Annotated in this window: 21 protein-coding genes and 1 other RNA gene; 4 read left to right on the top strand and 18 right to left on the bottom strand. The window is 44.1% G+C overall.

All coding sequences use genetic code 11. The annotated features are described in order from the left end of the window. Positions 1-6: 6 nt before the first annotated feature. The 11 genes from murG to rsmI form a co-directional block, all read right to left on the bottom strand. Positions 7-1,068: an undecaprenyldiphospho-muramoylpentapeptide beta-N-acetylglucosaminyltransferase gene (gene murG, locus MCT08_RS04125; RefSeq protein ID WP_053310781.1), complete on the bottom strand. Its 1,062-nt coding sequence runs from the start codon at positions 1,066-1,068 to the stop codon at positions 7-9. Beyond that, on the bottom strand, positions 1,055-2,239 hold the full coding sequence (ftsW, locus tag MCT08_RS04120; RefSeq protein WP_168523931.1) for a cell division protein FtsW: 1,185 nt from the start codon (positions 2,237-2,239) through the stop codon (positions 1,055-1,057). The genes murG and ftsW overlap by 14 nt, the downstream gene beginning before the upstream one ends. A 30-nt stretch (positions 2,240-2,269) precedes the next feature. Beyond that, positions 2,270-3,601: a UDP-N-acetylmuramoyl-L-alanine--D-glutamate ligase gene (gene murD, locus MCT08_RS04115; RefSeq protein WP_425609320.1), complete on the bottom strand. Its 1,332-nt coding sequence runs from the start codon at positions 3,599-3,601 to the stop codon at positions 2,270-2,272. A 23-nt stretch (positions 3,602-3,624) separates the two neighbouring features. Continuing rightward, positions 3,625-4,707: a phospho-N-acetylmuramoyl-pentapeptide-transferase gene (gene mraY, locus MCT08_RS04110; protein WP_053310779.1), complete on the bottom strand. Its 1,083-nt coding sequence runs from the start codon at positions 4,705-4,707 to the stop codon at positions 3,625-3,627. Beyond that, the gene (locus tag MCT08_RS04105; RefSeq protein ID WP_274677927.1) at positions 4,704-6,065 is read right to left on the bottom strand and encodes a UDP-N-acetylmuramoyl-tripeptide--D-alanyl-D-alanine ligase; all 1,362 of its coding nucleotides are present in this window, start codon (positions 6,063-6,065) and stop codon (positions 4,704-4,706) included. Before MCT08_RS04105 ends, mraY begins: the two co-directional genes overlap by 4 nt. After that, on the bottom strand, positions 6,062-7,549 hold the full coding sequence (gene murE, locus MCT08_RS04100; protein ID WP_274677926.1) for a UDP-N-acetylmuramoyl-L-alanyl-D-glutamate--2,6-diaminopimelate ligase: 1,488 nt from the start codon (positions 7,547-7,549) through the stop codon (positions 6,062-6,064). Before murE ends, MCT08_RS04105 begins: the two co-directional genes overlap by 4 nt. A gap of 15 nt (positions 7,550-7,564) precedes the next feature. Continuing rightward, complete coding sequence (locus MCT08_RS04095; RefSeq protein ID WP_274677925.1) at positions 7,565-9,295, bottom strand: penicillin-binding transpeptidase domain-containing protein; 1,731 nt, start codon at positions 9,293-9,295, stop codon at positions 7,565-7,567. Next, the gene (gene ftsL, locus MCT08_RS04090) at positions 9,292-9,609 is read right to left on the bottom strand and encodes a cell division protein FtsL (RefSeq protein ID WP_053310775.1); all 318 of its coding nucleotides are present in this window, start codon (positions 9,607-9,609) and stop codon (positions 9,292-9,294) included. The genes MCT08_RS04095 and ftsL overlap by 4 nt, the downstream gene beginning before the upstream one ends. 3 nt (positions 9,610-9,612) lie before the next feature. Further along, entirely contained in the window at positions 9,613-10,563 is a 951-nt protein-coding gene (gene rsmH, locus MCT08_RS04085; protein WP_053310774.1) for a 16S rRNA (cytosine(1402)-N(4))-methyltransferase RsmH, read from the bottom strand. A gap of 251 nt (positions 10,564-10,814) precedes the next feature. Next, positions 10,815-11,218: RNase P RNA component class A (rnpB, locus tag MCT08_RS04080), an RNA gene on the bottom strand. A gap of 107 nt (positions 11,219-11,325) precedes the next feature. Further along, positions 11,326-12,192 carry a 16S rRNA (cytidine(1402)-2'-O)-methyltransferase gene (gene rsmI, locus MCT08_RS04075; RefSeq protein WP_053310773.1) on the bottom strand — a complete coding sequence of 289 codons (867 nt, stop codon included), beginning with the start codon at positions 12,190-12,192 and terminating at the stop codon, positions 11,326-11,328. Between the two features lie 69 nt (positions 12,193-12,261). Here rsmI and MCT08_RS04070 point away from each other — a divergent pair, with 69 nt between their 5' ends. The 4 genes from MCT08_RS04070 to MCT08_RS04055 are packed head-to-tail and all read left to right on the top strand — an operon-like array spanning position 12,262 to position 15,589. Further along, entirely contained in the window at positions 12,262-14,067 is a 1,806-nt protein-coding gene (locus tag MCT08_RS04070; RefSeq protein ID WP_274678646.1) for a penicillin-binding protein activator, read from the top strand. Next, positions 14,012-14,422 (top strand): YraN family protein, encoded by a 411-nt coding sequence (locus MCT08_RS04065; protein WP_053310772.1) that lies wholly within the window; start codon positions 14,012-14,014, stop codon positions 14,420-14,422. Before MCT08_RS04070 ends, MCT08_RS04065 begins: the two co-directional genes overlap by 56 nt. Before the next feature lie 3 nt (positions 14,423-14,425). Next, entirely contained in the window at positions 14,426-15,016 is a 591-nt protein-coding gene (locus MCT08_RS04060) for a phosphoheptose isomerase (protein WP_053310771.1), read from the top strand. Positions 15,017-15,019: 3 nt separating this feature from the next. Then, on the top strand, positions 15,020-15,589 hold the full coding sequence (locus tag MCT08_RS04055; protein WP_168521080.1) for a BON domain-containing protein: 570 nt from the start codon (positions 15,020-15,022) through the stop codon (positions 15,587-15,589). A gap of 80 nt (positions 15,590-15,669) precedes the next feature. Here MCT08_RS04055 and sspB read toward each other — a convergent pair whose 3' ends face one another. The 7 genes from sspB to rplM form a co-directional block, all read right to left on the bottom strand. Then, a complete protein-coding gene (gene sspB / locus MCT08_RS04050; RefSeq protein ID WP_168786541.1) occupies positions 15,670-16,143 on the bottom strand; it encodes a ClpXP protease specificity-enhancing factor in 474 nt (157 codons plus the stop codon). 9 nt (positions 16,144-16,152) lie between these two features. Further along, entirely contained in the window at positions 16,153-16,788 is a 636-nt protein-coding gene (gene sspA, locus MCT08_RS04045; RefSeq protein WP_053310768.1) for a stringent starvation protein SspA, read from the bottom strand. Between the two features lie 99 nt (positions 16,789-16,887). After that, positions 16,888-17,625 (bottom strand): cytochrome c1, encoded by a 738-nt coding sequence (locus MCT08_RS04040; protein ID WP_053310767.1) that lies wholly within the window; start codon positions 17,623-17,625, stop codon positions 16,888-16,890. After that, positions 17,622-18,887, bottom strand: coding sequence for a cytochrome b (locus MCT08_RS04035; RefSeq protein ID WP_053310766.1), 1,266 nt, complete (start codon positions 18,885-18,887; stop codon positions 17,622-17,624). The genes MCT08_RS04040 and MCT08_RS04035 overlap by 4 nt, the downstream gene beginning before the upstream one ends. A gap of 2 nt (positions 18,888-18,889) precedes the next feature. Beyond that, positions 18,890-19,483, bottom strand: coding sequence for a ubiquinol-cytochrome c reductase iron-sulfur subunit (gene petA / locus MCT08_RS04030; protein ID WP_053310765.1), 594 nt, complete (start codon positions 19,481-19,483; stop codon positions 18,890-18,892). 333 nt (positions 19,484-19,816) lie between these two features. Beyond that, on the bottom strand, positions 19,817-20,209 hold the full coding sequence (gene rpsI / locus MCT08_RS04025) for a 30S ribosomal protein S9 (protein ID WP_010318040.1): 393 nt from the start codon (positions 20,207-20,209) through the stop codon (positions 19,817-19,819). A 15-nt stretch (positions 20,210-20,224) separates the two neighbouring features. Beyond that, positions 20,225-20,653, bottom strand: a complete 429-nt coding sequence (gene rplM / locus MCT08_RS04020; protein WP_053310764.1) for a 50S ribosomal protein L13 — start codon at positions 20,651-20,653, stop codon at positions 20,225-20,227. Between the last annotated feature and the right edge of the window lie 60 nt (positions 20,654-20,713).

Here is a 20,713-nt window from a genome sequence, read left to right as displayed (position 1 = left end):
GTCTCGTTATTGGGTAAGTGCAATGATGGCGTCTGCGACGACTTTATCAGCATTAAGCTGTGCAGCTGCGCGTGCTTGTATCGCCATAGCCAATAATTGGTTGCGATCTAACTCGGCAATTTGAGCAGTAAGGCCATCAATAGTTAGTTGAGGCTGCTCGATCATTTTTGCTGCACCACAAGCCACTAGGTGATCAGCATTGAGTGCTTGTTGTCTATCTTTATGCATGAATGGAATAAAAATAGCGCCAACACCGGCTGCAGATACTTCAGAAACGGTTAATGCCCCAGAACGACAGACTAGCAGGTCAGCCCATTCATAGGCACCAGCAACGTCATCAATAAACTCGGTGACATGGGCATTGTTGACTTGCAGTTCACGATAAACTTGCTCAACGGCTTGTTGATTATTCTTGCCGGCTTGGTGACATATTTGATAGCCATCACCAAGCTTAGCCATGACTTCGGGCATTGAGCGATTGAGTATCTGCGCGCCTTGACTACCACCCATCACTAAAATTCGAATCGGCTCATCTCTATTTAAAAAACGCGTTTCAGGGGCAGGAAGGTTTGCAACATCTTCTCTTACTGGGTTACCGACAACTTCGGCATTAGCAAAAGCACCAGGAAAGGCTTGAAAAACTCGTTTGGCAATTTTAGACAGCCATTGGTTGGTTAAACCGGCCACCGCGTTTTGTTCGTGTAGTACAACAGGAATCCCTAGTGACCATGCAGCAACACCGCCAGGGCCACTGACATATCCACCCATCCCAAGTACTGCATCCGGTTGCCATTTTTTGATGTAACTACGCGCCTGAAAAATCGCATTGATGATTTGAAAAGGTGCTTTTAGTAAACGCAGTACACCTTGCCCACGTAACCCTTTCACTTTGATAAAATCAATTTCAATACCATGCTTAGGTACGAGATCCGCTTCCATACGATCTGCTGTACCTAACCAACGAATTTCCCAACCTTGCTGTTGAAGTTGTTTGGCTACAGCCAGTCCGGGGAATACATGCCCTCCCGTTCCACCAGCCATCACCATTAAACGTTTATTGTTTGTCATTGGATTCTTTATCTGTAGAGACTAAATTGTGATCTTTAAGTCGACATTCGTGATCGATTCTAAGCAAGATTGCGACGGCAACCGACATAATAATTAAACTTGAACCACCATAACTGATCAAAGGTAGAGTTAATCCTTTAGTGGGTACCATACCTGCAGCAGCACCGACATTAACTAGGGTTTGGAAAGCAAACCAAATACCGATACCAAAGGCTAAATAGCCACCAAATTGCTGATCATGCTCAAAAGCTTTCTTACCAATAAGCACCGCTTTTAATACCAGGCTGAAAATCAGTAATAGCACCAAAACGACGCCAACAAAGCCAAGCTCTTCAGCCAGTACCGCAAAAACGAAGTCAGTGTGTGCTTCTGGTAGATACTCTAGTTTTTGAATGGAGTTACCAAGCCCCTGACCAAACCATTCTCCACGGCCGAATGCCATCAAAGATTGCGTTAGCTGATAACCACTGCCGAATGGGTCTTCCCATGGGTCCAAAAAAGAGGTGACGCGACGAATACGATAAGGCTCTGCGGCAATCAACCCGATCACCGCCATAACCCCCGCCACCATTAACGCAATGAATTGCGATAATTTGGCACCAGCAATAAACAACATACCGAATAAGGTCACCAACATGACGACAACGGTACCTAAATCTGGCTGGCCAAGTAACAAAGCGGCTAACGTACCAAACACCATGATTGGTTTCATAAATCCACCAAAAAAGGTCTGCCTTACCTCATCGTGTTTACGAACCAAGTACCCGGACATGAAAATAAACAATGATAATTTGGCGACCTCGGCAGGCTGTAGATTGAATAGCCCAAGTGGTATCCAACGAGATGCTCCGTTAACCGATTTACCCGCGAGCAACACCACGATAAGCAGCAAAAAAGAGAGACCAAGCAGGACAGAACTGTATTGCATCCAACGTTTCATCGGTATTTGTAACACAACCGAAGAGGTTAAAAGCGCCAACATTAGGAAAATGGCATGCCGAAACATAAAGTGAAAAGGTTGCTCGGTAAGACGTGAACTAATTGGAAAAGACGCGGACGTAACCATCACAAGGCCCGTTAACATTAAGCCTAAAGCAATCCACACCAACTGACGGTCGAACAAAGCTTCAGGAGAACTGCTCCTGAACCAATGGCGAGTCGTCGTGAACATGGTTGAAAAAGCCAAAATGCAAGCCCTTACTTACGCATAACGCTGAGCAAGAGCAGCAAACGCATCGCCTCTTGCCATGAAGTTTTTGAATTGATCAAAGCTTGCGCATGCTGGAGACAGCATCACCATATCACCATGGCATAGCTGAGGTTTAATCGTGGTCACAATATCTTGCATTGAGTCATAAAACTTTGCCGAAGGATGTAGCGACATAAACTGCTGCCCATCAACCCCAAAGCAACAAAGTTGAACATTTAACGTTTCTAGTATTGGCGCTAACGGTGAAAAATCTGCGCCTTTCCCAACTCCACCCACGAGTAGGTACAGGCATCCAGAGCAGTCCAAGCCTGACAAGGCGGCAAGCGTACTGGCCACGTTAGTCGCTTTAGAGTCATTGACCCATTTGACGCCATCCTTTTCGGCAACGACCTGACAGCGATGTGTTAACCCATTGTAAGATTTCAACGCTGTGAGCGCATTAGCATAATCAACACCCGCCAAATCAAGCAAAGCCATCACCGTCAGCACGTTGGCTATATTATGACGGCCAACAAGACTCAGCTCATTACTGGCTAACACAGGCTGCCCATTGGCAATAAGAAACTCTTGCCCATCAATGACCCTAGTGCAGTAATCGGCATTTTGATTCACCGAAAAATAAACGATATTACCAGAGAAATTTTCAGGTTCAGTGGCGCTATCATCCCGATTAACTACTGCTGCTTGCGCATGTTTAAAAATGCGTAGTTTCGCATCACGATACGTCTCCATACCCTCATAGCGATCCATATGATCTTCAGTCAGGTTCAGAAATGCAGCGGACACTAGCTTGAGGTTGGATGTGGTCTCTAGTTGAAAGCTCGACAGTTCCAGTACATAAAGGTCTGCCTCTTCTTGCAGCAGATCTAAAGCCGGTACTCCGATATTACCGCCAACAGCAACTTTAACTCCAGCCGCTTTGGCCAGTACTCCAGTCAAGTCAGTCACGGTACTCTTACCATTTGAACCAGTGATAGCAATGACCGGTTTATCTACCTGCCAAGCGAAAAGTTCAATATCGCCAATCACAGGAATATTGGCTGCGATGGCTTGCTGGATCTCTGGAGTCGCCAAGGCAATTCCAGGATTTGCAACAATTAAGTCTGCCTCTAGTAACCATGATAGATTCCAACTGCCATGATGTAGAGCAACCTCAGAAGTTAGTTGATCTTGGCTTGGTGGATTATCTCGAGTATCGATCACTTTAATCGATAATGAACGGTCTAAATGACGCAGATAATTAACAACAGAGAGCCCGGTCATACCGAGCCCAACTACCACAACATTTTTAATACCTTGCCAACGATCCATCTTTCCATCCATTTAACGCTGTCGACGAAGAGTTATTAACGCACTTTAAGTGTCGCTAAACCGACTAAAACCAATACGATAGAGATAATCCAAAAACGCACGATCACTCTAGGTTCTGGCCAACCTTTCAGTTCATAGTGATGGTGGATAGGTGCCATACGGAAAATTCGTTGTCCACGTAATTTGTAAGAGCCGACCTGCAAAATCACCGATAATGTTTCCATAACAAAAACACCGCCCATGATCACTAGCACAAATTCTTGACGAACTAATACAGCAATTGTTCCAAGTGCACCGCCTAAAGCGAGTGAACCCACGTCCCCCATAAATACTTGTGCTGGATAAGTGTTAAACCACAGAAAGCCTAAACCTGCGCCGACAATCGCGGTGCAAACCACCACAAGCTCTGACGTGTAAGGGATATAAGGAATATGTAAATAATTGGCAAAGTTAACATTACCTGTTGCCCAAGCGATAACCCCAAAACCTGCAGCTACCAGTACAGTCGGCATAATAGCCAAACCATCTAAGCCATCGGTTAAGTTTACCGCATTACTGGTTCCAACAATCACAAAGTAAGTAAGCACAATGTAGAGCAAACCCAACTGTGGCATTACGTCTTTAAAAAAGGGAACCACCAGTTGAGTTGCTGCCGTATCACTACCATGAGCATACAAAGCAAAAGCAACCACTAAAGCAATCGCTGACTGCCAAAAATACTTCCAACGCGCGATCAAACCATCGGTATTTTTGCGCACTACTTTACGGTAATCATCAACAAAACCAACGGCACCATATCCAAGCAACACCGCCAATACAGCCCAAACATAAGGGTTGGATAGATCAGTCCACAACAGCACGGTAATGACAATGGAGGCGAGGATCATAACACCGCCCATGGTCGGTGTTCCGCGTTTGCTGAAATGGGATTCTGGGCCGTCATTTCGTACGACCTGACCAATTTGCAACAGTTGCAAACGCTTAATTAAGCGAGGTCCCATCCATAACGACAAGCTAAGCGCCGTTAAGATACTGACAATGGCTCGAAATGAGAGATATTCGAACAAACGAAAAAATGAGAAGTATGGCTGGAGCAGGTCCGCAAGCCAAATAATCATGAGTATTTCTCCTTAAGAGCAGCCGCGACTTTCCCCATACCTGCGCTATTTGCGCCTTTCACTAATAAGATATGAGAGTCTTGATCTGATTGTGATAACTGCTGCTCGATATACGCAATCATGTCCGCATGGTTTTCAAAATGTCTACCATGACACACCTCACTGATCACTTTTGTATCGTGACCATAAGTAAGGACATTTTCAAACTGGAATGGGGCAGCATGTTCACCGACTTGACGGTGAAGTGCAAGGCTTTCCTCGCCTAACTCCGCCATATTACCTAAAATTAACCAACGCTTTGCAGAAAAACTGCCAAGTAGATCAATAGCGGCTTTCATCGCTGGTACGCTAGCGTTATAGCTATCATCAATCAGTTTGATATTCGGTGTTAACTGCGATACATCCACCCGCCCTTGCACTTTGGCTAAATGTGCCAAACCATGCTGTATTTCACTTAACGTAGCCCCTAACTCTAAGGCTAAAGCCGCAGCAGAAAGAGCGTTCGATACATTGTGTTGGCCCACAATCCCTAACTGAATATCAATATGACCAACGGGCGTAACCATCTCGAAGCAAGCTTCACTATTTTCATTCAGTCGAATATCTTTCGCCCAAAAGTCCGCTAGCTGATTAGCAACCGAAAAGGTTTTTACCGCTTTATCTGCCAATACAGAATGCCAAAATTCATTTCCTTGGCTATCCAAATTAACAATGGCTGTCGCCCCCGGAGCAAGACCTTGGTAGATTTCGCCTTTTGCCTGTTTAACACCATCAATTGAACCAAACCCTTCTAAATGGGCAGCGGCTACATTATTCACCACTGCCGCCAGCGGTTTGACTAATGATGTCGTGTAAGCAATCTCGCCAATATGATTAGCGCCTAACTCAATAACGGCATAATCATCGTCTGGCGTTGAACGTAATAACGTTAGTGGTACACCAATATCATTGTTGAAATTACCCGCAGTGAAAAGAACTCGCCCTTTGGCTGACATAATGCTAGCCACCATCTCTTTGACGGTGGTTTTGCCACAACTGCCCGTAATTGCAACCGTCGGCGTTTTACAACTGTCATGCACCCAAGCAGCAAGTTGGCCTAATGCTAATTTAGTGTCGGCAACCAACAATTGAGGAGTAGCTACGTTCAACTCACGCTGCACCAATAAAGCACCAGCACCACCATCAACGGCTTGCGTAGCAAAATCGTGGGCATCAAATTTTTCGCCCACTAAAGCGATAAACAACGCACCTTGGTCAATTTTTCTTGTATCGGTAGAAATCGATGAAATCAGCTTATTTTCGCCAATAAGCTGAGCATCCAATACTGAAGTTAACTGTTGTAGGGATACTTCGATCATGCGCCTATCTCCAGTAAAGTTTGTGCTGATTCTCGATCTGAGTAGTGAATGGTTTCATTGGCCATCACTTGATAATCTTCATGCCCTTTACCTGCTAACAAAATGATATCCTGCTGATTAGCATTCGTAAGAGCAAACCTAACCGCAGCATAGCGGCTGTGTTCAACTTGTGCGCGTTGTGGGTCCTTCAACCCAGCCAGCATGTCTTGCACAATTTGTGTAGGATCTTCGCTACGGGGGTTATCGTCGGTCAAAATAACACGGTCAGCACAACGTTCAGCAATTTCCGCCATCATCGGTCGTTTGCCTTTATCTCTGTCACCACCGCAGCCAAAAATGGCCCAAAGTTGACCTTGGCAATGCACTCGCAATGCACTCAGTGCTTTTTCTAAGGCATCAGGCGTATGAGCGTAATCGACTACTATTTTAGCTTTTTGAGGTGCTTGGAATAATTCCATTCGCCCAATGACCGGAGTCAGCAAAGGAGCGGTATCTATCAGTGCTTGCTTGTCAAAACCTAAACTGAGCAAGGTTGCAAAAGCTAACAGCACATTACAAGCGTTGAATTCACCAATTAATGGTACTAAGAATTGACCTTGTCCATACACCCCATCAAACGCCAACTCAATACCATTGTCGCTGTAATGAATATGCGTTGCCCATAACGCTTTATCGGCGCAAGGCGCACCATGCAAAGAAACCGCAATCGCGTCGCTAAGTGTTTCAAGCCATTGAGCCCCGACAGGATCATCAGCATTAATAACCGCCAATTGGCATTGATGTTGAGTAAAAAGAGAAAGCTTCGCTTTAGCGTATTCTTCCATCGTGCCATGGTAATCCAAATGATCGCGGCTAAGGTTTGAAAACACGCCGACGGCAAATTTTAGATCTTTTACTCGACCTTGAGCCAAACCATGAGAAGAGACTTCTAACGCGGTGTAATGTGCCCCTTGCTGAGCCAATTGATAAATTTTCGACTGCACTTCAATGGCATTACCCGTGGTATTAGCCGCTGGTTGTAAGTTATCAAGAAAACCATTACCCGTGGTGCCCATTACCGCTGCTTTATTACCGAGCAAATCAATCCACTGCGCGATCAATTGAGTAATGGTGGTTTTTCCATTAGTACCCGTCACACCAATCAAAGTATTAGTTGAATGAGTAAAGAGACGTCCAGCTAATTGCGATAGATGCTGATTTAAATCAGAAAGGTAAAGAACTGGAACGCTATCAACCACCTCGATCGTCGCATGGTGATGTTGCGCGCAGGCTTGTGCCAACACGAGATTTGCACCATTGCGAATGGCTTTAGTAATAAACTGACGGCCATCACTAGCGTGGCCAATAATGGCGACAAAGGTATCACCCGAAGCGATTTTGCGACTATCTAGCTCTAAGTGAGTCACCGTCAGCGTTGAAATAGAATGACCATTAAGGTCAATCCAAGGTGAAATGAGATCTTGTAAACACATACTCGGCGTCATTGTGCTTCTCTCTTATTATTTTTGGAATCGGTTTTCATCAGGAGCAACATTGAGAATCTGCAACGCTCCCTTCATTATTTCAGCAAATACAGGGCCAGCGACCGAACCACCGTAATATTGATCACCTTGTGGTTCATTAACCATCACCACTAATGACACCCGTGGGTCACTAACAGGCGCAACACCTGCGGTATAGGCGAAATATTCATCGCCATAGCCACCGGAAATGGCTTTACGAGATGTACCCGTTTTGGCTGCAATCCTGTATCCAGGAACGGCTGCTTGTGTCGCGGTTCCACCGGGTTGAGTTACCATTTCCAGCATCGCTAATACTTTTTTAGCATTGTCGTGCTCAACCACTTGGTGAGATAAATCTTGCTGGTTATTTTCAATAATGTGGATCGGTTGATATTTGCCGTAATTACCTAACGTGGCGTAAGCATGAGCAAGCTGAATTGGCGTAATGGATAAGCCGTAACCAAACGCTAAGGTCGCAATTTCAAATTTTGACCAACGACGACGGTTCGGAAATATACCTGTCGTTTCACCCACTAAATTCAGGCCAGAGACTTCACCTAACCCGACTGAATTATACATGCCAAGCAGTGCTTCTAACGGCATATCCAAAGCCAGTTTAGTGACACCCACGTTACTCGATTTTTTCAAAATGGTCGCTAAGTTTGCTTTACCCACCTTTGAAGTGTCGCGAACTCGGCTACCACCAATTTGCAAAATACCGTCACCGGTATCGATGATGGTATTTTCATCCGCAGTTCCGTTTTCTAATGCGGCTAATACCACGAACGGTTTGACGGTTGAACCTGGCTCAAAAGCATCGGTAATAACGCGGTTACGCATCTTAAAACTTTGCAAATCAGAACGATTATTCGGGTTGTAAGAAGGCGCATTAACCATCGCCAATACCGCCCCTGTTTTCACATCCAATAGAACCGCAGATGCAGAAGTCGCACGATAATCCGCTACCGCCTGTTTCACTGCGCGAAAAGCAATCGCTTGTAAACGTTGATCGATTGTCAATTCAAGTGGTTTGCCTTCTTCACGCTCTTCAAGCGAAATATTTTCTACCACGCGACCATAACGGTCTTTACGAATAACTTGCTTGCCCGCTTCGCCGGTTAACCATTTATCATAACTGCGCTCAACGCCTTCTAAGCCATGCCCGTCAATACCGGTTACACCAATTAAATGCGCACTGACTTCACCTGCAGGATAGTAACGACGTGATTCGGCCTTTAAGCCCACTCCTGCCAGCTTTAATTCTCGAATGTATTTCGCCATTGCCGGACTAACTTGACGCTGTAAATAGATAAAACGACGCGACTGATTACTTTCAATTTTTTTCAGTAATTCATCACGCTTAATACCCAACACATCCGCTAGCGCATACCAACGATCACGCTCAACAAGCCCACCAGCTTTAAAAATAGCAACAGGATCTGCCCATACCGCTTCAACTGGTACGCTGACAGCCAATGGCTCACCATTACGATCAGAAATAATGCCACGCGCTGATTGTAACGTTTTAGCACGCACCGAACGCATATCCCCTTCGCGGATCAAATTATCAGGTTCAATCACTTGAATGAATGCCACCCGGCCAATAAGCAAAGCAAACGCGCAGAAAACAAAAAATAAAATCAGGTAAAATCGCCATTGGATTAAAATGGGAGAGGCTTGTTTTTCTTGACGTGGTGAAGGTTGAGCCTTGGTTTTACTTTTCTTCATTTGAGCGTAATCACCACTTCTTTATCCGAGTCAGGGCGCTTCATCTCTAGATCTTGTTTAGCTAGGCTTTGTACTCGACTATGCTCAGCCAGGGCCGTTTCCTCAATGATCAAATTACGCCACTCGCTATCAAGTCGCTCCCTTTCGACCAGAGCCTGATCTTTTTCTGAGATCGCTTGTCTCGAATGATGAGTGATAAAAACCACTCCCATCGCACTGCTAAAAATCAGAGCAAGCAAAATAAGCGGCACTCGACCAACCGTTAATAGGTCAAGTGCAATCAATTTTGCTAGGTTGGGATTCGACTTAGGCATGAATTACAATTTTTCTGCGACTCGAAGTACAGAACTACGTGAGCGTGGGTTGAGTTCGACTTCTTCTTTTGTCGGCATGATGGCTTTACCCACATTTTTCAAGTTTGCAGAACCCAATGCCTGAATTTGCACCTCAGTCAATGGAAGCCCATGCGGCACTTCTGGGCCTTTGCTCTCTTTACGAATAAAACGCTTCACCATGCGATCTTCCAATGAATGGAAACTGATCACCGATAAACGACCTTGAGGAGCTAAAATTTTGGCCGCGCCTTTTAATGCCGTATCGATTTCTTCCAATTCACTATTGATATAGATACGAAAAGCTTGGAATGAACGAGTCGCAGGGTGTTTTTTCTCTTTAAAGCTTTTTGGTGCGGCATCAGAAATTAACTTAGCCAATTGACCAGTTCGTGTCAGCGGCTCTTTTTCTTCATCTTCACGGTGCGCAACAATTGCTTTCGCAATACGACGAGCATGTTTATCTTCACCAAACTCACGAATAACCCACGTAATGTCGTCCAGATCAGCTTGTGCAAGCCATTGAGAGACAGGAATACCTGATGTCGGGTCCATACGCATATCTAATGGGCCATCTTTCATGAAGCTAAAACCACGTTCAGCATCATCAAGTTGTGGTGAGGAAACGCCTAAATCAAGCAATACTCCATCAACTTTACCCACTAAATCATAGCGCTCCGCGTACTCTGCGATACCAGAAAATGGCCCGTGAATAATAGTAAAGCGCGGATCATTAATTTTACCAGCTTCAGCAATGGCTTGTGGATCACGGTCAATACTGTATAGACGACCGTTTTCACCCAATTTAGAAAGAATGGTGCGACTGTGACCACCGCGTCCAAAAGTACCATCAATGTATATGCCATCAGGTTTAATGGCGAGGCCATCAATGGATTCGTTAAGTAGTACAGAAATATGTTGGAAAGGTTCAGTCATCGTTGTCTCATCAAGCTAAAGCTGGAATATAGCAATCTACTAACAGGTAAATTCTGCTAACGCGTAATTTTACTCAGCGCAAGTTATTTACGAAAACGCATGATATCAGTGTACTGATTTCACGCGCTACCGCTACCACTTGCGCTAGGAATCACGTGATATTGCGCTAAGTTTATTGCTTACGAAATAATTTTCGTCAATAAAAAGCAAAAAACCCATCATAACCACAAGTGTTATGATGGGTCTCGAATAGGTGGAGTTGACGTATAAGCCGGGTTCTGTTCCGCTTGCGCGGCAGTAGCCATTCGTCTAGGCCAGCAATCGCTCACTGGCTCAAGCAACCTACCCGCTTCCTTACGCGAGCAACGCAACGTGGAAGCCTATTTGGTCTTGCTCCGGGTGGAGTTTACCTTGCTACGAACTGTTGCCAGACGCACGGTGCGCTCTTACCGCACCCTTTCACCCTTACCTGTTCCCATTCCGAAGAAATTGGGCCATCGGCGGTCTTCTCTCTGCTGCACTTGTCGTAGGCTTGCGCCCCCCAGGCGTTACCTGGCACCCTGCTCTATGGAGCCCGGACTTTCCTCCCCTCCATCAGTCTCCCCAGCACAAGGCTAAGGGACATCAATGAAGCAGCGACTACCCAGTCAACTCCGAGGGCGGATTGTATAGAGAAAGGTATGCAGTGTCTAGGCTGAAACGATTTAAGCCATTAATTTGAGTTTAAGTGTTCAAATATTCATCATCGACGTGTAATAAACGTTATGACTGAAAATTCTCAAGCCCCCATTTATACAGAGCGTTCTTTTTCAAGTTATAAATTTCAGCCGTCAAAGCTGCTGCTTTCTTTAAAGGCAACTCTTTGCTCAAAATGGTTAGCGTTCTTAGTGCCTCATCGGGCAATTCGTCGTTCGCATTTTCTCGGTGACCATGGATAAGCAGCACCATTTCACCACGTTTACGGTTTTCATCTTCGTTGATCCACGGGATCAATTCCCCTAACGGTAACCCTTGGATCGTTTCAAATGTTTTGGTTAGCTCTCGCGCTATCACCACTTCACGCTCTGGGCCTAAAATATCCAACATATCTTGTAAAGATTCAGTGATTCGATGCGGTGATTCATAGAAAATACAAGTGCGCTCTGCTTTCGCTATCTCTAAAAACTTGTCTTTACGGCCTTTACTTTTCGGTGGTAAGAAACCTTCAAAACTAAAGCGGTCAGAAGGCAAACCAGAAGCGCTCAATGCTGTTATTACAGCACATGCACCGGGCAATGGCACAACTCTAACACCTGCTTGACGACATTGATTGACAAGATGATATCCTGGGTCACTGATAAGTGGCGTTCCCGCATCCGAAACCAATGCGATGGATTGCCCCGATAATAATTTATCGACTAACACTTGTGCTTTTTGTTGTTCGTTGTGATCATGCAAAGCAAAGGTTTTAGTTGGGATATTGAAGTGAGCGAGAAGTCTGCCTGTATGGCGTGTGTCTTCCGCAGCGATAACATCAACACTTGAAAGTACCTCGATGGCACGCTGGGTAATATCGCCCAAATTGCCAATTGGCGTAGGAACAATGTAGAGAGTTGGGATCTCTGCTGGCAAGGTTTTGCTATCTGTCATTTGTTTACCATCACTTCAACGATTAATATAGAGACAATTTTACACGGAATAACGAAAGAACTCATGGCTATGAAGAACCATCCGAGACTCAGTGTACCACGCTTACTCACTCCCGTTGCATTAGCAATGGCTTTGGCGGCTTGTTCGTCTAATCCTTCAGCACCGACTTCTGTGGATATCACTCAAGATCCAATGCAGTCAGCGCAAAGCTACTTGATGCAAGCTGATAGCAGCCAAGGTTCACTGCAAAATGATTTGTTGATCATGGCACTTAAAGCCACCATCAACGAAAATAATAATGAGCAGGCTCAACTTTTAATTAAGCGTATATCAAAGCAGTCGTTGTCCGAAGCGCAGCAAGCAGAATGGCAATTAGCACGAGCACAACTATTCATTAATGATGAACAATTAGAGCAAGCTCTGTCGCAACTTAATTTCCAAGCATGGTGGAAACTAACACCAGAGACCTGGGCACAATATCACCAAACACGTGCCGATATTTTTACCGCCCTTGGGCGTCCTTTTGATTCCAGCCGCGAACTGGTCGCTCTCGCAGACTATGTTGATAATGCTCAGCAAGAAGCGATAGCCGATCAGATCTGGCTTAATCTCAATCATTACAACACCCATACCATCACAACACTCACTACCGATGTGAGTGAAAATATCCTAGATGGTTGGTTGCAACTTGCTGTGTATATGAAAACATTGAACGGCAATATTCCTCAATTAAAGAATACGTTAGAACAATGGTTGGCAGAAAATAGTGCGCATCCAGCAGCAATTTACACTCCTAAGGCCATTCAAGATATTTTGTCTTTAGAGATCATAAAACCAACCAACACCGCATTATTACTGCCGCTATCGGGTAAGTTTGCTAAGCAAGCACAACTGATCCGCGATGGCTTTATTATGGCGATGATGAATGACAAAGATCGTGATACCAACGCCACGTTAACTGTGATTGATACCCATGCTGAAGATGCGGCAGATATTGATGCTCAACTGATTGAAAAGAATATCGACTTTGTCGTAGGGCCATTGATCAAAGCCAATATTGAAAATCTGCATAAGTTGCAGCAAGCACGTTTAGCATCCATTCCAACACTTGCATTGAATATACCGGATCAAGTGGAAGAAGGCGTAAATACATGCTATCTAGCTCTATCACCAGAACAAGAAGTGGAACAAGCCGCTAAATACCTCTTTAGCCAAGGCTATCAATACCCACTTATTCTGGCGCCTCAAGGTAATTATGGGCAACGCGTAGTCGAAGCATTCAATAGCGAGTGGCGCAAATACAGCAAAAACAAAGTAGCGGTCAATCTATTTGGTGATAAGCGACAACTGCAACGTAATATCAATACCGTTTTTGGGTTGCAAGATAGCCAACAAAACATTGCACAAATGGATGCGCTGGTGGGGATCGACCTAGAAAGTCAACCTCGTAGCCGTCGTGACATTGATTCTGTGTATATCGTTGCTAACAGTGCTGAACTTACTTTAATCAAGCCGTTTATCGAAGTGGCAATTAACCCAGATGCAACGCCACCGAAGTTATTTTCTAATTCCCGTAGTAACAGTGGCAACAAACAATATGAAGATCTAAGTGGTGTCACTTACAGTGACATTCCATTACTGATCCATCCAAATCCTCAGCTAGATAGCCAAATGAATCAATTGTGGCCAAAAAATTCTAACACCGAGCGACGCCTACAGGCGCTAGGAATGGACGCTTATCAATTAATGGTAGAATTACCGCAAATGAAAGTGGTCGAAGGATATAGCATTCAAGGAAAGACCGGCACACTGAGCATCAATGACCAATGCATTGTGCAAAGAGAAATCAGTTGGGCTGAGCGTAGTGCTCTTTAGCCGTCGAGCATTAGGCCAACACTATGAAACCACAGCAAAGCAATATTTGCAGCGCTGTGGTTTGAGTTTTATAGAACAAAACTTCACGACCAAAACGGGGGAAATTGACCTTATTATGCGCGAAAAAGAGACGCTCATATTCGTCGAAGTGAAGTATCGAAAGAACCAGAACCACGGACATGCCGCTGAAATGGTGACTGCAGCAAAAATGACCAAGTTAGTAAAAACAGCAAACTTATGGTTGCTCAAACATGGGCTCTCGCCTTATGACACAGATTTTCGGTTCGATGTGATAGCGATTCATCATAATGATCAGCATATCGAGTGGATTAAAAACGCAATTACTCAAGGATAATCGATGCTAGACAGCATTAAAGATAGTTTTACAGAAAGCATTCAAATTCAAATTGCGGCAGCGGAAGCACTACCGGATGCCATTACCCATGCAGCGCAAGCAATGGTGGCGACACTGCTCAATGGTCATAAAATTTTATGCTGTGGTAACGGAGGCTCTTCTGCAAACGCGCAACTTTTTGCCTCGTGTTTACTCAACCGTTTTGAAACCGAACGTCCAAGCTTACCTGCTATCGCTTTAACGGCTGATAATACTACGCTGACCGCTGTCGCCAATGACTACCATTACCAAGAAATATTTTCTAAACAGGTTCGCGCATTTGGACAACCTGGTGATATTTTGTTGGCAATATCCACCAGTGGTAACAGCAAAAACATCATCAAGGCGATGGAAGCCGCCGTTACACGAGACATGACTATCATTGCACTAACTGGTAAGGATGGTGGTGAAATGGCAGGACTATTAGGCGAAAATGATGTCGAAATTCGTATTCCATCGCAACGTACAGCTCGCATTCACGAAGTTCATATGGTCACTCTACACTGTTTGTGTGATTTAATTGATCAAGTGCTCTTCCCTGCTCATGAGGAATAGACAATGAAAACATTAAAATTTTCACTCATGCTACTACTGAGCTTTGCTGTATCTGGTTGTGCTGGCGTTATTATTGCTGGCGCAGCAACAACAGCAAATATAGTAACCGACCCACGTACCACTCAAGAAATTTGGAATGATAACAATATCGAATTTGAAGTCGCAGGCATTGCCAATAAAGCGCCATTCAAGGGAAAAACTCGCATCACTGCAAGCTCGTATCAAGGCACAGTGGTATTGATGGGGCAATCAGAAACGTCTGAATTATTGAGTGATTTTGAAAAGAAAGCGCGTGAAACAAAAGGCGTTAAAGTCATTCACAACCAAGTTCGGATAAAAGCGCCTTTGTCGCTTGGGGAAATCAGTAACGATAGTTGGATCACCACCAAAGTAAAATCTTCCTTATTGGCAAATTCTGAATTGAACACCATCAAAATTAAAGTAATCACAGAAAACAGAGAAGTATTTTTGCTCGGTTACGTATCGGCAGAACACGCTGAGCTTGCCACAGACATTGCCCGAAATATCTCTGGGGTAAAACAAGTAATAAAGGCTTTTCAATACAGTGAATAACCCGCATTTAAAGCAAATATTAGGATGAAAAAAAGCAGCGAAAATCGCTGCTTTTTTGTATTGATAACCTAGAAATTAGCTTACTTAATAACACGAAGACTAGGCTTGCCTCTTGGACGAGAAGCTTCTTCGGTTGTCATTGATTCACCTGAATCAGAAATAACGTCAAACGTTAACTCTTCATCTTCAGAAACATCTGACATACCAGACTCAATAGCATTTATGTACGCATCTTCTGGTTCAAACATGGTCCCTGCACCGTTTTCACGAGCATAAATTGCTTGTACCGCATACAAAGGAACAATTACCGAATGTGGTCGTCCACCGAAGCGAGCATTAAAGGTAATCGCATCATTACCCAGCTCAAGGTTACCAATCGCTCTTGGTGCTAGATTTAGGATGATTTGTCCATCTTGTACAAATTCCATAGGAACACGTACACCATCAAGGGTTGCATCAACAACCACATGAGGAGTCAGCTCATTTTCTAGCAACCAATCATAGAATGCGCGTAGCATGTATGGTCGGCGAGGGGTCATTTGGGCGATATCCATCAAACTACCTTAACGAACCAAACGCATCTCACGTTCAGCTTCCGTCAAAGAAGCCAAGAATGAATCACGTTCAAATACACGATTCATGTAGATTTTCAGCTCTTTAGAACCAGGACCGATCAACTCAATACCTAATTCAGGTAAACGCCACAATAAAGGTGCGAGATAACAGTCAATTAAGCTGAACTCTTCGCTCATGAAGTATTCATATTCAGCAAATACAGGACCAAGAGTTAGTAGATCATTGCGCAACTTATTACGTGCAGCTTCTGACTCTTCAGCATTGCCTTTAACTACTTTCTCAGCAAGTGAGTACCAGTTTCTCTCGATACGGTAGATCATCAAACGGCTATTACCACGAGCAACCGGGTAAACAGGCATCAATGGTGGATGAGGAAAACGCTCATCTAAATATTCCATGATGATCTTTGAGTCATAAAGCGCGAGCTCACGATCAACAAGAGTTGGTACTGTCTTATATGGGTTTAGCTCGATAAGCTCAGCAGGTAAATTAGCTTCATCCACTAATTCAACCTCAACACTGACACCTTTTTCCGCTAGAACAATACGAACCTGATGACTATACATATCAGATGCACTCGAAAATAGCGTCATCACAGAACGTTTATTGGCAGCTACAGCCATGGAGCCCTCCAGCACACTTACAGAAATAAAAACAATGGAGGCTAAGCCTCCATTGATGATTCAATAAAAATCAGAAATTAGCGCCGCATAATAGCACAATTAGTGCACATCGCGCCAATATTCTTTCTTAAGCATTACAACGACAATGGTAAATAGAACTAAGAATGCCATTACCCACCAACCAAGTGATTGACGCTCTAACTTGACGGGTTCCGCTGAATAATCCAAGAAATTAACCAGATCACGAACCGCTTGATCATATTCGCTTTGGCTCAGTTCACCTGTACCGTCAGACTGAGTCCCGACAACCACTTCAACTTCTTCACCATCAACTTGGTGCGTCCCGTAGACTGGCTGAGGTATGCCTTGCAGTTCTTCAAGCACATGTGGCATACCCACGCTTGGGAACACAATATTGTTCACACCAAATGGACGGCTAGGATCAGCATAGAAAGAACGAAGATAAGTGTATAACCAATCTGTTCCACGAACTCGAGCAACCAAGGTCAAATCAGGTGGTGCAGCACCAAACCATTTTGCCGCAGATTTGTCAGGTATCGCATTCTCCATCAGTTGGCCAATTTTCGCATTCGGATCAAAGATTAAACTTTCCTTCATCAGATCCGCTGGAATACCCAAATCTGTTGCCACTCGCTCATAACGCTGGTATTGCGTCGAGTGACAACCAAAGCAGTAATTCATAAACAGCTTGGCACCATTTTGCAGCGATGCTTGGTCGGTTAAGTCATTATTTGCTTTATCAAGATGTACGTTAGCTCCTGCAGCCAAAGCTAGAGATGGCAGCATTGCAAACAAAATTACAATCCACTTTTTCATTTAAATGTCACCCTCTCTGGTAATGGTTTCGTTGCTTCATTTTTACTGTAGAAGAACAACAGAACGAAGAACATGAAGTAACCAACGCTGAATATACGTGCAAGCAATGTATAAGTTGCTGTCGCAGGCAACGCACCTAAAACACCTAACGCAATAAAGCAGATAGTGAACTGAATAATGTTGATTAAGTGGATCTTACTACGGTAGCGGTAAGAGCGAACTTTACAACGGTCAAGCCAAGGCAATAGGAAAAGCACAACAATAGAAGCGCCCATGGCAACCACACCAATTAGCTTATCTGGTACTGCACGCAAAATGGCATAGAACGGGGTGAAATACCATACAGGGGCAATATGTGCCGGTGTTTTTAGCGGGTTAGCAGCCTCAAAGTTTGGCGGCTCAAGGAAATAACCACCCATTTCTGGGTTAAAGAACAGTACATAGCAGAAAAGGAATAAGAAGCCTGCTACACCAATAAGATCTTTCACCGTGCCGTAAGGATGGAAAGGCACTGAGTCAATGATGTCGTATTTCTTCGTATAGTATTCATGGAATTTAAATTGTGTTTGGTAACCATCACCCATTTTGCCTTTTGGCAACTTGGTTTCAATACCATCAGGGTTATTTGACCCCACCTCATGAAGAGCAAGAATATGCAAGACAATCAATAGTAGTAGCACGATAGGCAACGCAATAACGTGTAATGCGAAGAAACGGTTCAGCGTTGCACCAGAGATAACATAGTCACCACGGATCCACAATGTTAGGTCATCACCAATAACAGGGATGGCACCAAACAAAGAAATGATAACCTGAGCCCCCCAATACGACATTTGACCCCATGGCAGTAGGTACCCCATGAAAGCTTCAGCCATCAATACAAGGAAAATCAGCATGCCAAAGATCCACAATAATTCACGAGGCTTTTGGTAAGAACCATAAATTAAGCCACGGAACATGTGCAGATAAACCACCACGAAGAATGCAGAAGCACCAGTAGAGTGCATATAACGCAGTAACCAACCGTATTCGACATCACGCATGATGTATTCAACAGAAGCAAAAGCACCTTCACCCGATGGCACATAGTTCATGGTCAACCAAACACCAGTAACCAACTGGTTAACCAACACCAACATGGCTAATGAACCAAACAAATACCAAAAATTGAAGTTTTTCGGCATTGGGTATTCAGAAAGGTGTTTTTTATACGCGTTCATTGCAGGTAAACGCTTTTCTACCCAATCAAGTAAGACTTGCATTATTAGGCCTCCCCTGTTTCGTCAATACCAATGACAATGCGAGTATCGCTGAGGTACATGTATTTAGGGATAACGAGGTTTAATGGCGCTGGAACGCCTTGAAAAACCCGGCCAGCCATATCAAATTTAGAACCATGACAAGGACAGAAGAAACCTGATTTCACGCCTTGAACTTGTTCACTAAAAGAGTCAGGTAAATAGCTTGGTGAACAACCAAGGTGGGTACAAATACCAACAGCAACAAAATACTCAGGCTTTATTGAGCGGTAAGCATTTTGAGCATAATCTGGTTGTTGTTGCTCTCCCGATTGAGGATCTCGAAGTTGATTTTCAATCTCTTTCAACCCATCAACGACAGATTGAGATCGACGAACAACCCATACAGGCTTGCCACGCCACTCGACACGGACCATTTGCCCTTCTTCAAGCTTTCCGATTTCAACTTCAACAGGGGCACCCGCGGCTTTTGCTCTTGCACTTGGGTTCCAAGATTTAATAAAAGGAACGGCGACAGCAGCTGCACCTAAACCACCAACAACAGCTGTTGTTGCGGTTAAGAAACGTCTGCGGCCGTTATTTAAAGGCGCATTGCTCATCCAAACATTCTCCCATTTGCTCCTTGTGGATTATTGTTATTCCGCTTATAAGAGCATGGCTAACAAAATACGAATCTAGTTGTATTTATTTGATGGCAAATGATAAATAAAACCCTACTTTTTGACAAGATAAAGCTACTTTTTTGTAACATTCGTGAAGTAAATCGCACGTGACGTCACAAAAGGGGCATTAAAGATTAATAACTAAATGATGTGATTAGAGAAGTGAATTTTTGTTTACGCTAAAAAACAAAAAAGCTCGGTATAAATACCGAGCTTTTTGAATCGCAATTCCCAGTAAAACTGGAAGCGTATATCTTCTGATATAAAAGATTAACGCTTAGAGAATTGTGGTTTACGACGTGCTTTACGTAGACCAACTTTCTTACGTTCAACGCAACGAGCGTCGCGAGTAACGTAGCCAGCTGCACGTAGAACAGGACGTAGTGATTCATCGTATTCCATTAGAGCGCGAGTGATACCGTGACGGATAGCACCTGCTTGACCAGAAATACCACCACCTTTAACAGTGATGTATAGATCTAGTTTCTCTGTTAGTTCAACTAGCTCAAGAGGTTGTTTAACAACCATACGAGAAGTTGGACGACCAAAGTAAACATCAAGGCTACGCTTGTTGATTACGATGTTGCCGCTGCCTGGTTTAATAAAAACGCGTGCAGCTGAGCTTTTGCGACGGCCAGTGCCGTAGTATTGATTCTCTGCCATTTTCGAAATCCCCAATTAGATGTCTAGTACTTTTGGTTGTTGAGCAGCATGGTTGTGCTCAGCGCCAGCGTAAACTTTCAGCTTACGGTACATAGCACGGCCTAGAGGACCACGTGGTAGCATACCTTTAACCGCTAGCTCAATCGCCATTTCAGGCTTACGAACAATCAACTTATCAAAAGTGATTGATTTTAAGCCGCCTGGAAATTCAGTGTGACGGTAGTAAGTTTTAGCTGCTGCTTTGTTACCAGTTACAGTAACTTTCTCAGCGTTAACAACGATGATGTAATCACCAGTGTCTACGTGAGGAGTGTATTCAGCTTTATGTTTGCCACGTAGGCGAGATGCAATTTCACTTGCTAGACGGCCAAGGGTTTTACCCTCTGCGTCTACGATATACCAGTCGCGTTTTACAGTTTCTGGTTTAGCAACGAAAGTTTTCATGCTAATAATAACCCGTTAAATAAAATTTACACTAAAAGGAGCATATTGCTCCCACTGTCT

The sequence above is a fragment of the Vibrio aestuarianus genome (genome assembly GCF_028858425.1).
In the GTDB taxonomy this organism is placed as follows: domain Bacteria; phylum Pseudomonadota; class Gammaproteobacteria; order Enterobacterales; family Vibrionaceae; genus Vibrio; species Vibrio aestuarianus.
Note: the sequence above shows the minus strand (reverse complement) of the source record. Positions and strands in the feature narration are given on the sequence as shown.

What these genes read in the sequence shown, in the direction of transcription:
- murG (WP_053310781.1), bottom strand. Translation starts at nt 1,068, where the DNA reads ATGACAAACAATAAACGTTTAATGGTGATGGCTGGTGGAACGGGAGGG.
- ftsW (WP_168523931.1), bottom strand. Translation starts at nt 2,239, where the DNA reads ATGTTCACGACGACTCGCCATTGGTTCAGGAGCAGTTCTCCTGAAGCT.
- murD (WP_425609320.1), bottom strand. Translation starts at nt 3,601, where the DNA reads ATGGATGGAAAGATGGATCGTTGGCAAGGTATTAAAAATGTTGTGGTA.
- mraY (WP_053310779.1), bottom strand. Translation starts at nt 4,707, where the DNA reads ATGATTATTTGGCTTGCGGACCTGCTCCAGCCATACTTCTCATTTTTT.
- MCT08_RS04105 (WP_274677927.1), bottom strand. Translation starts at nt 6,065, where the DNA reads ATGATCGAAGTATCCCTACAACAGTTAACTTCAGTATTGGATGCTCAG.
- murE (WP_274677926.1), bottom strand. Translation starts at nt 7,549, where the DNA reads ATGACGCCGAGTATGTGTTTACAAGATCTCATTTCACCTTGGATTGAC.
- MCT08_RS04095 (WP_274677925.1), bottom strand. Translation starts at nt 9,295, where the DNA reads ATGAAGAAAAGTAAAACCAAGGCTCAACCTTCACCACGTCAAGAAAAA.
- ftsL (WP_053310775.1), bottom strand. Translation starts at nt 9,609, where the DNA reads ATGCCTAAGTCGAATCCCAACCTAGCAAAATTGATTGCACTTGACCTA.
- rsmH (WP_053310774.1), bottom strand. Translation starts at nt 10,563, where the DNA reads ATGACTGAACCTTTCCAACATATTTCTGTACTACTTAACGAATCCATT.
- rsmI (WP_053310773.1), bottom strand. Translation starts at nt 12,192, where the DNA reads ATGACAGATAGCAAAACCTTGCCAGCAGAGATCCCAACTCTCTACATT.
- MCT08_RS04070 (WP_274678646.1), top strand. Translation starts at nt 12,262, where the DNA reads ATGAAGAACCATCCGAGACTCAGTGTACCACGCTTACTCACTCCCGTT.
- MCT08_RS04065 (WP_053310772.1), top strand. Translation starts at nt 14,012, where the DNA reads ATGACCAATGCATTGTGCAAAGAGAAATCAGTTGGGCTGAGCGTAGTG.
- MCT08_RS04060 (WP_053310771.1), top strand. Translation starts at nt 14,426, where the DNA reads ATGCTAGACAGCATTAAAGATAGTTTTACAGAAAGCATTCAAATTCAA.
- MCT08_RS04055 (WP_168521080.1), top strand. Translation starts at nt 15,020, where the DNA reads ATGAAAACATTAAAATTTTCACTCATGCTACTACTGAGCTTTGCTGTA.
- sspB (WP_168786541.1), bottom strand. Translation starts at nt 16,143, where the DNA reads ATGGATATCGCCCAAATGACCCCTCGCCGACCATACATGCTACGCGCA.
- sspA (WP_053310768.1), bottom strand. Translation starts at nt 16,788, where the DNA reads ATGGCTGTAGCTGCCAATAAACGTTCTGTGATGACGCTATTTTCGAGT.
- MCT08_RS04040 (WP_053310767.1), bottom strand. Translation starts at nt 17,625, where the DNA reads ATGAAAAAGTGGATTGTAATTTTGTTTGCAATGCTGCCATCTCTAGCT.
- MCT08_RS04035 (WP_053310766.1), bottom strand. Translation starts at nt 18,887, where the DNA reads ATGCAAGTCTTACTTGATTGGGTAGAAAAGCGTTTACCTGCAATGAAC.
- petA (WP_053310765.1), bottom strand. Translation starts at nt 19,483, where the DNA reads ATGAGCAATGCGCCTTTAAATAACGGCCGCAGACGTTTCTTAACCGCA.
- rpsI (WP_010318040.1), bottom strand. Translation starts at nt 20,209, where the DNA reads ATGGCAGAGAATCAATACTACGGCACTGGCCGTCGCAAAAGCTCAGCT.
- rplM (WP_053310764.1), bottom strand. Translation starts at nt 20,653, where the DNA reads ATGAAAACTTTCGTTGCTAAACCAGAAACTGTAAAACGCGACTGGTAT.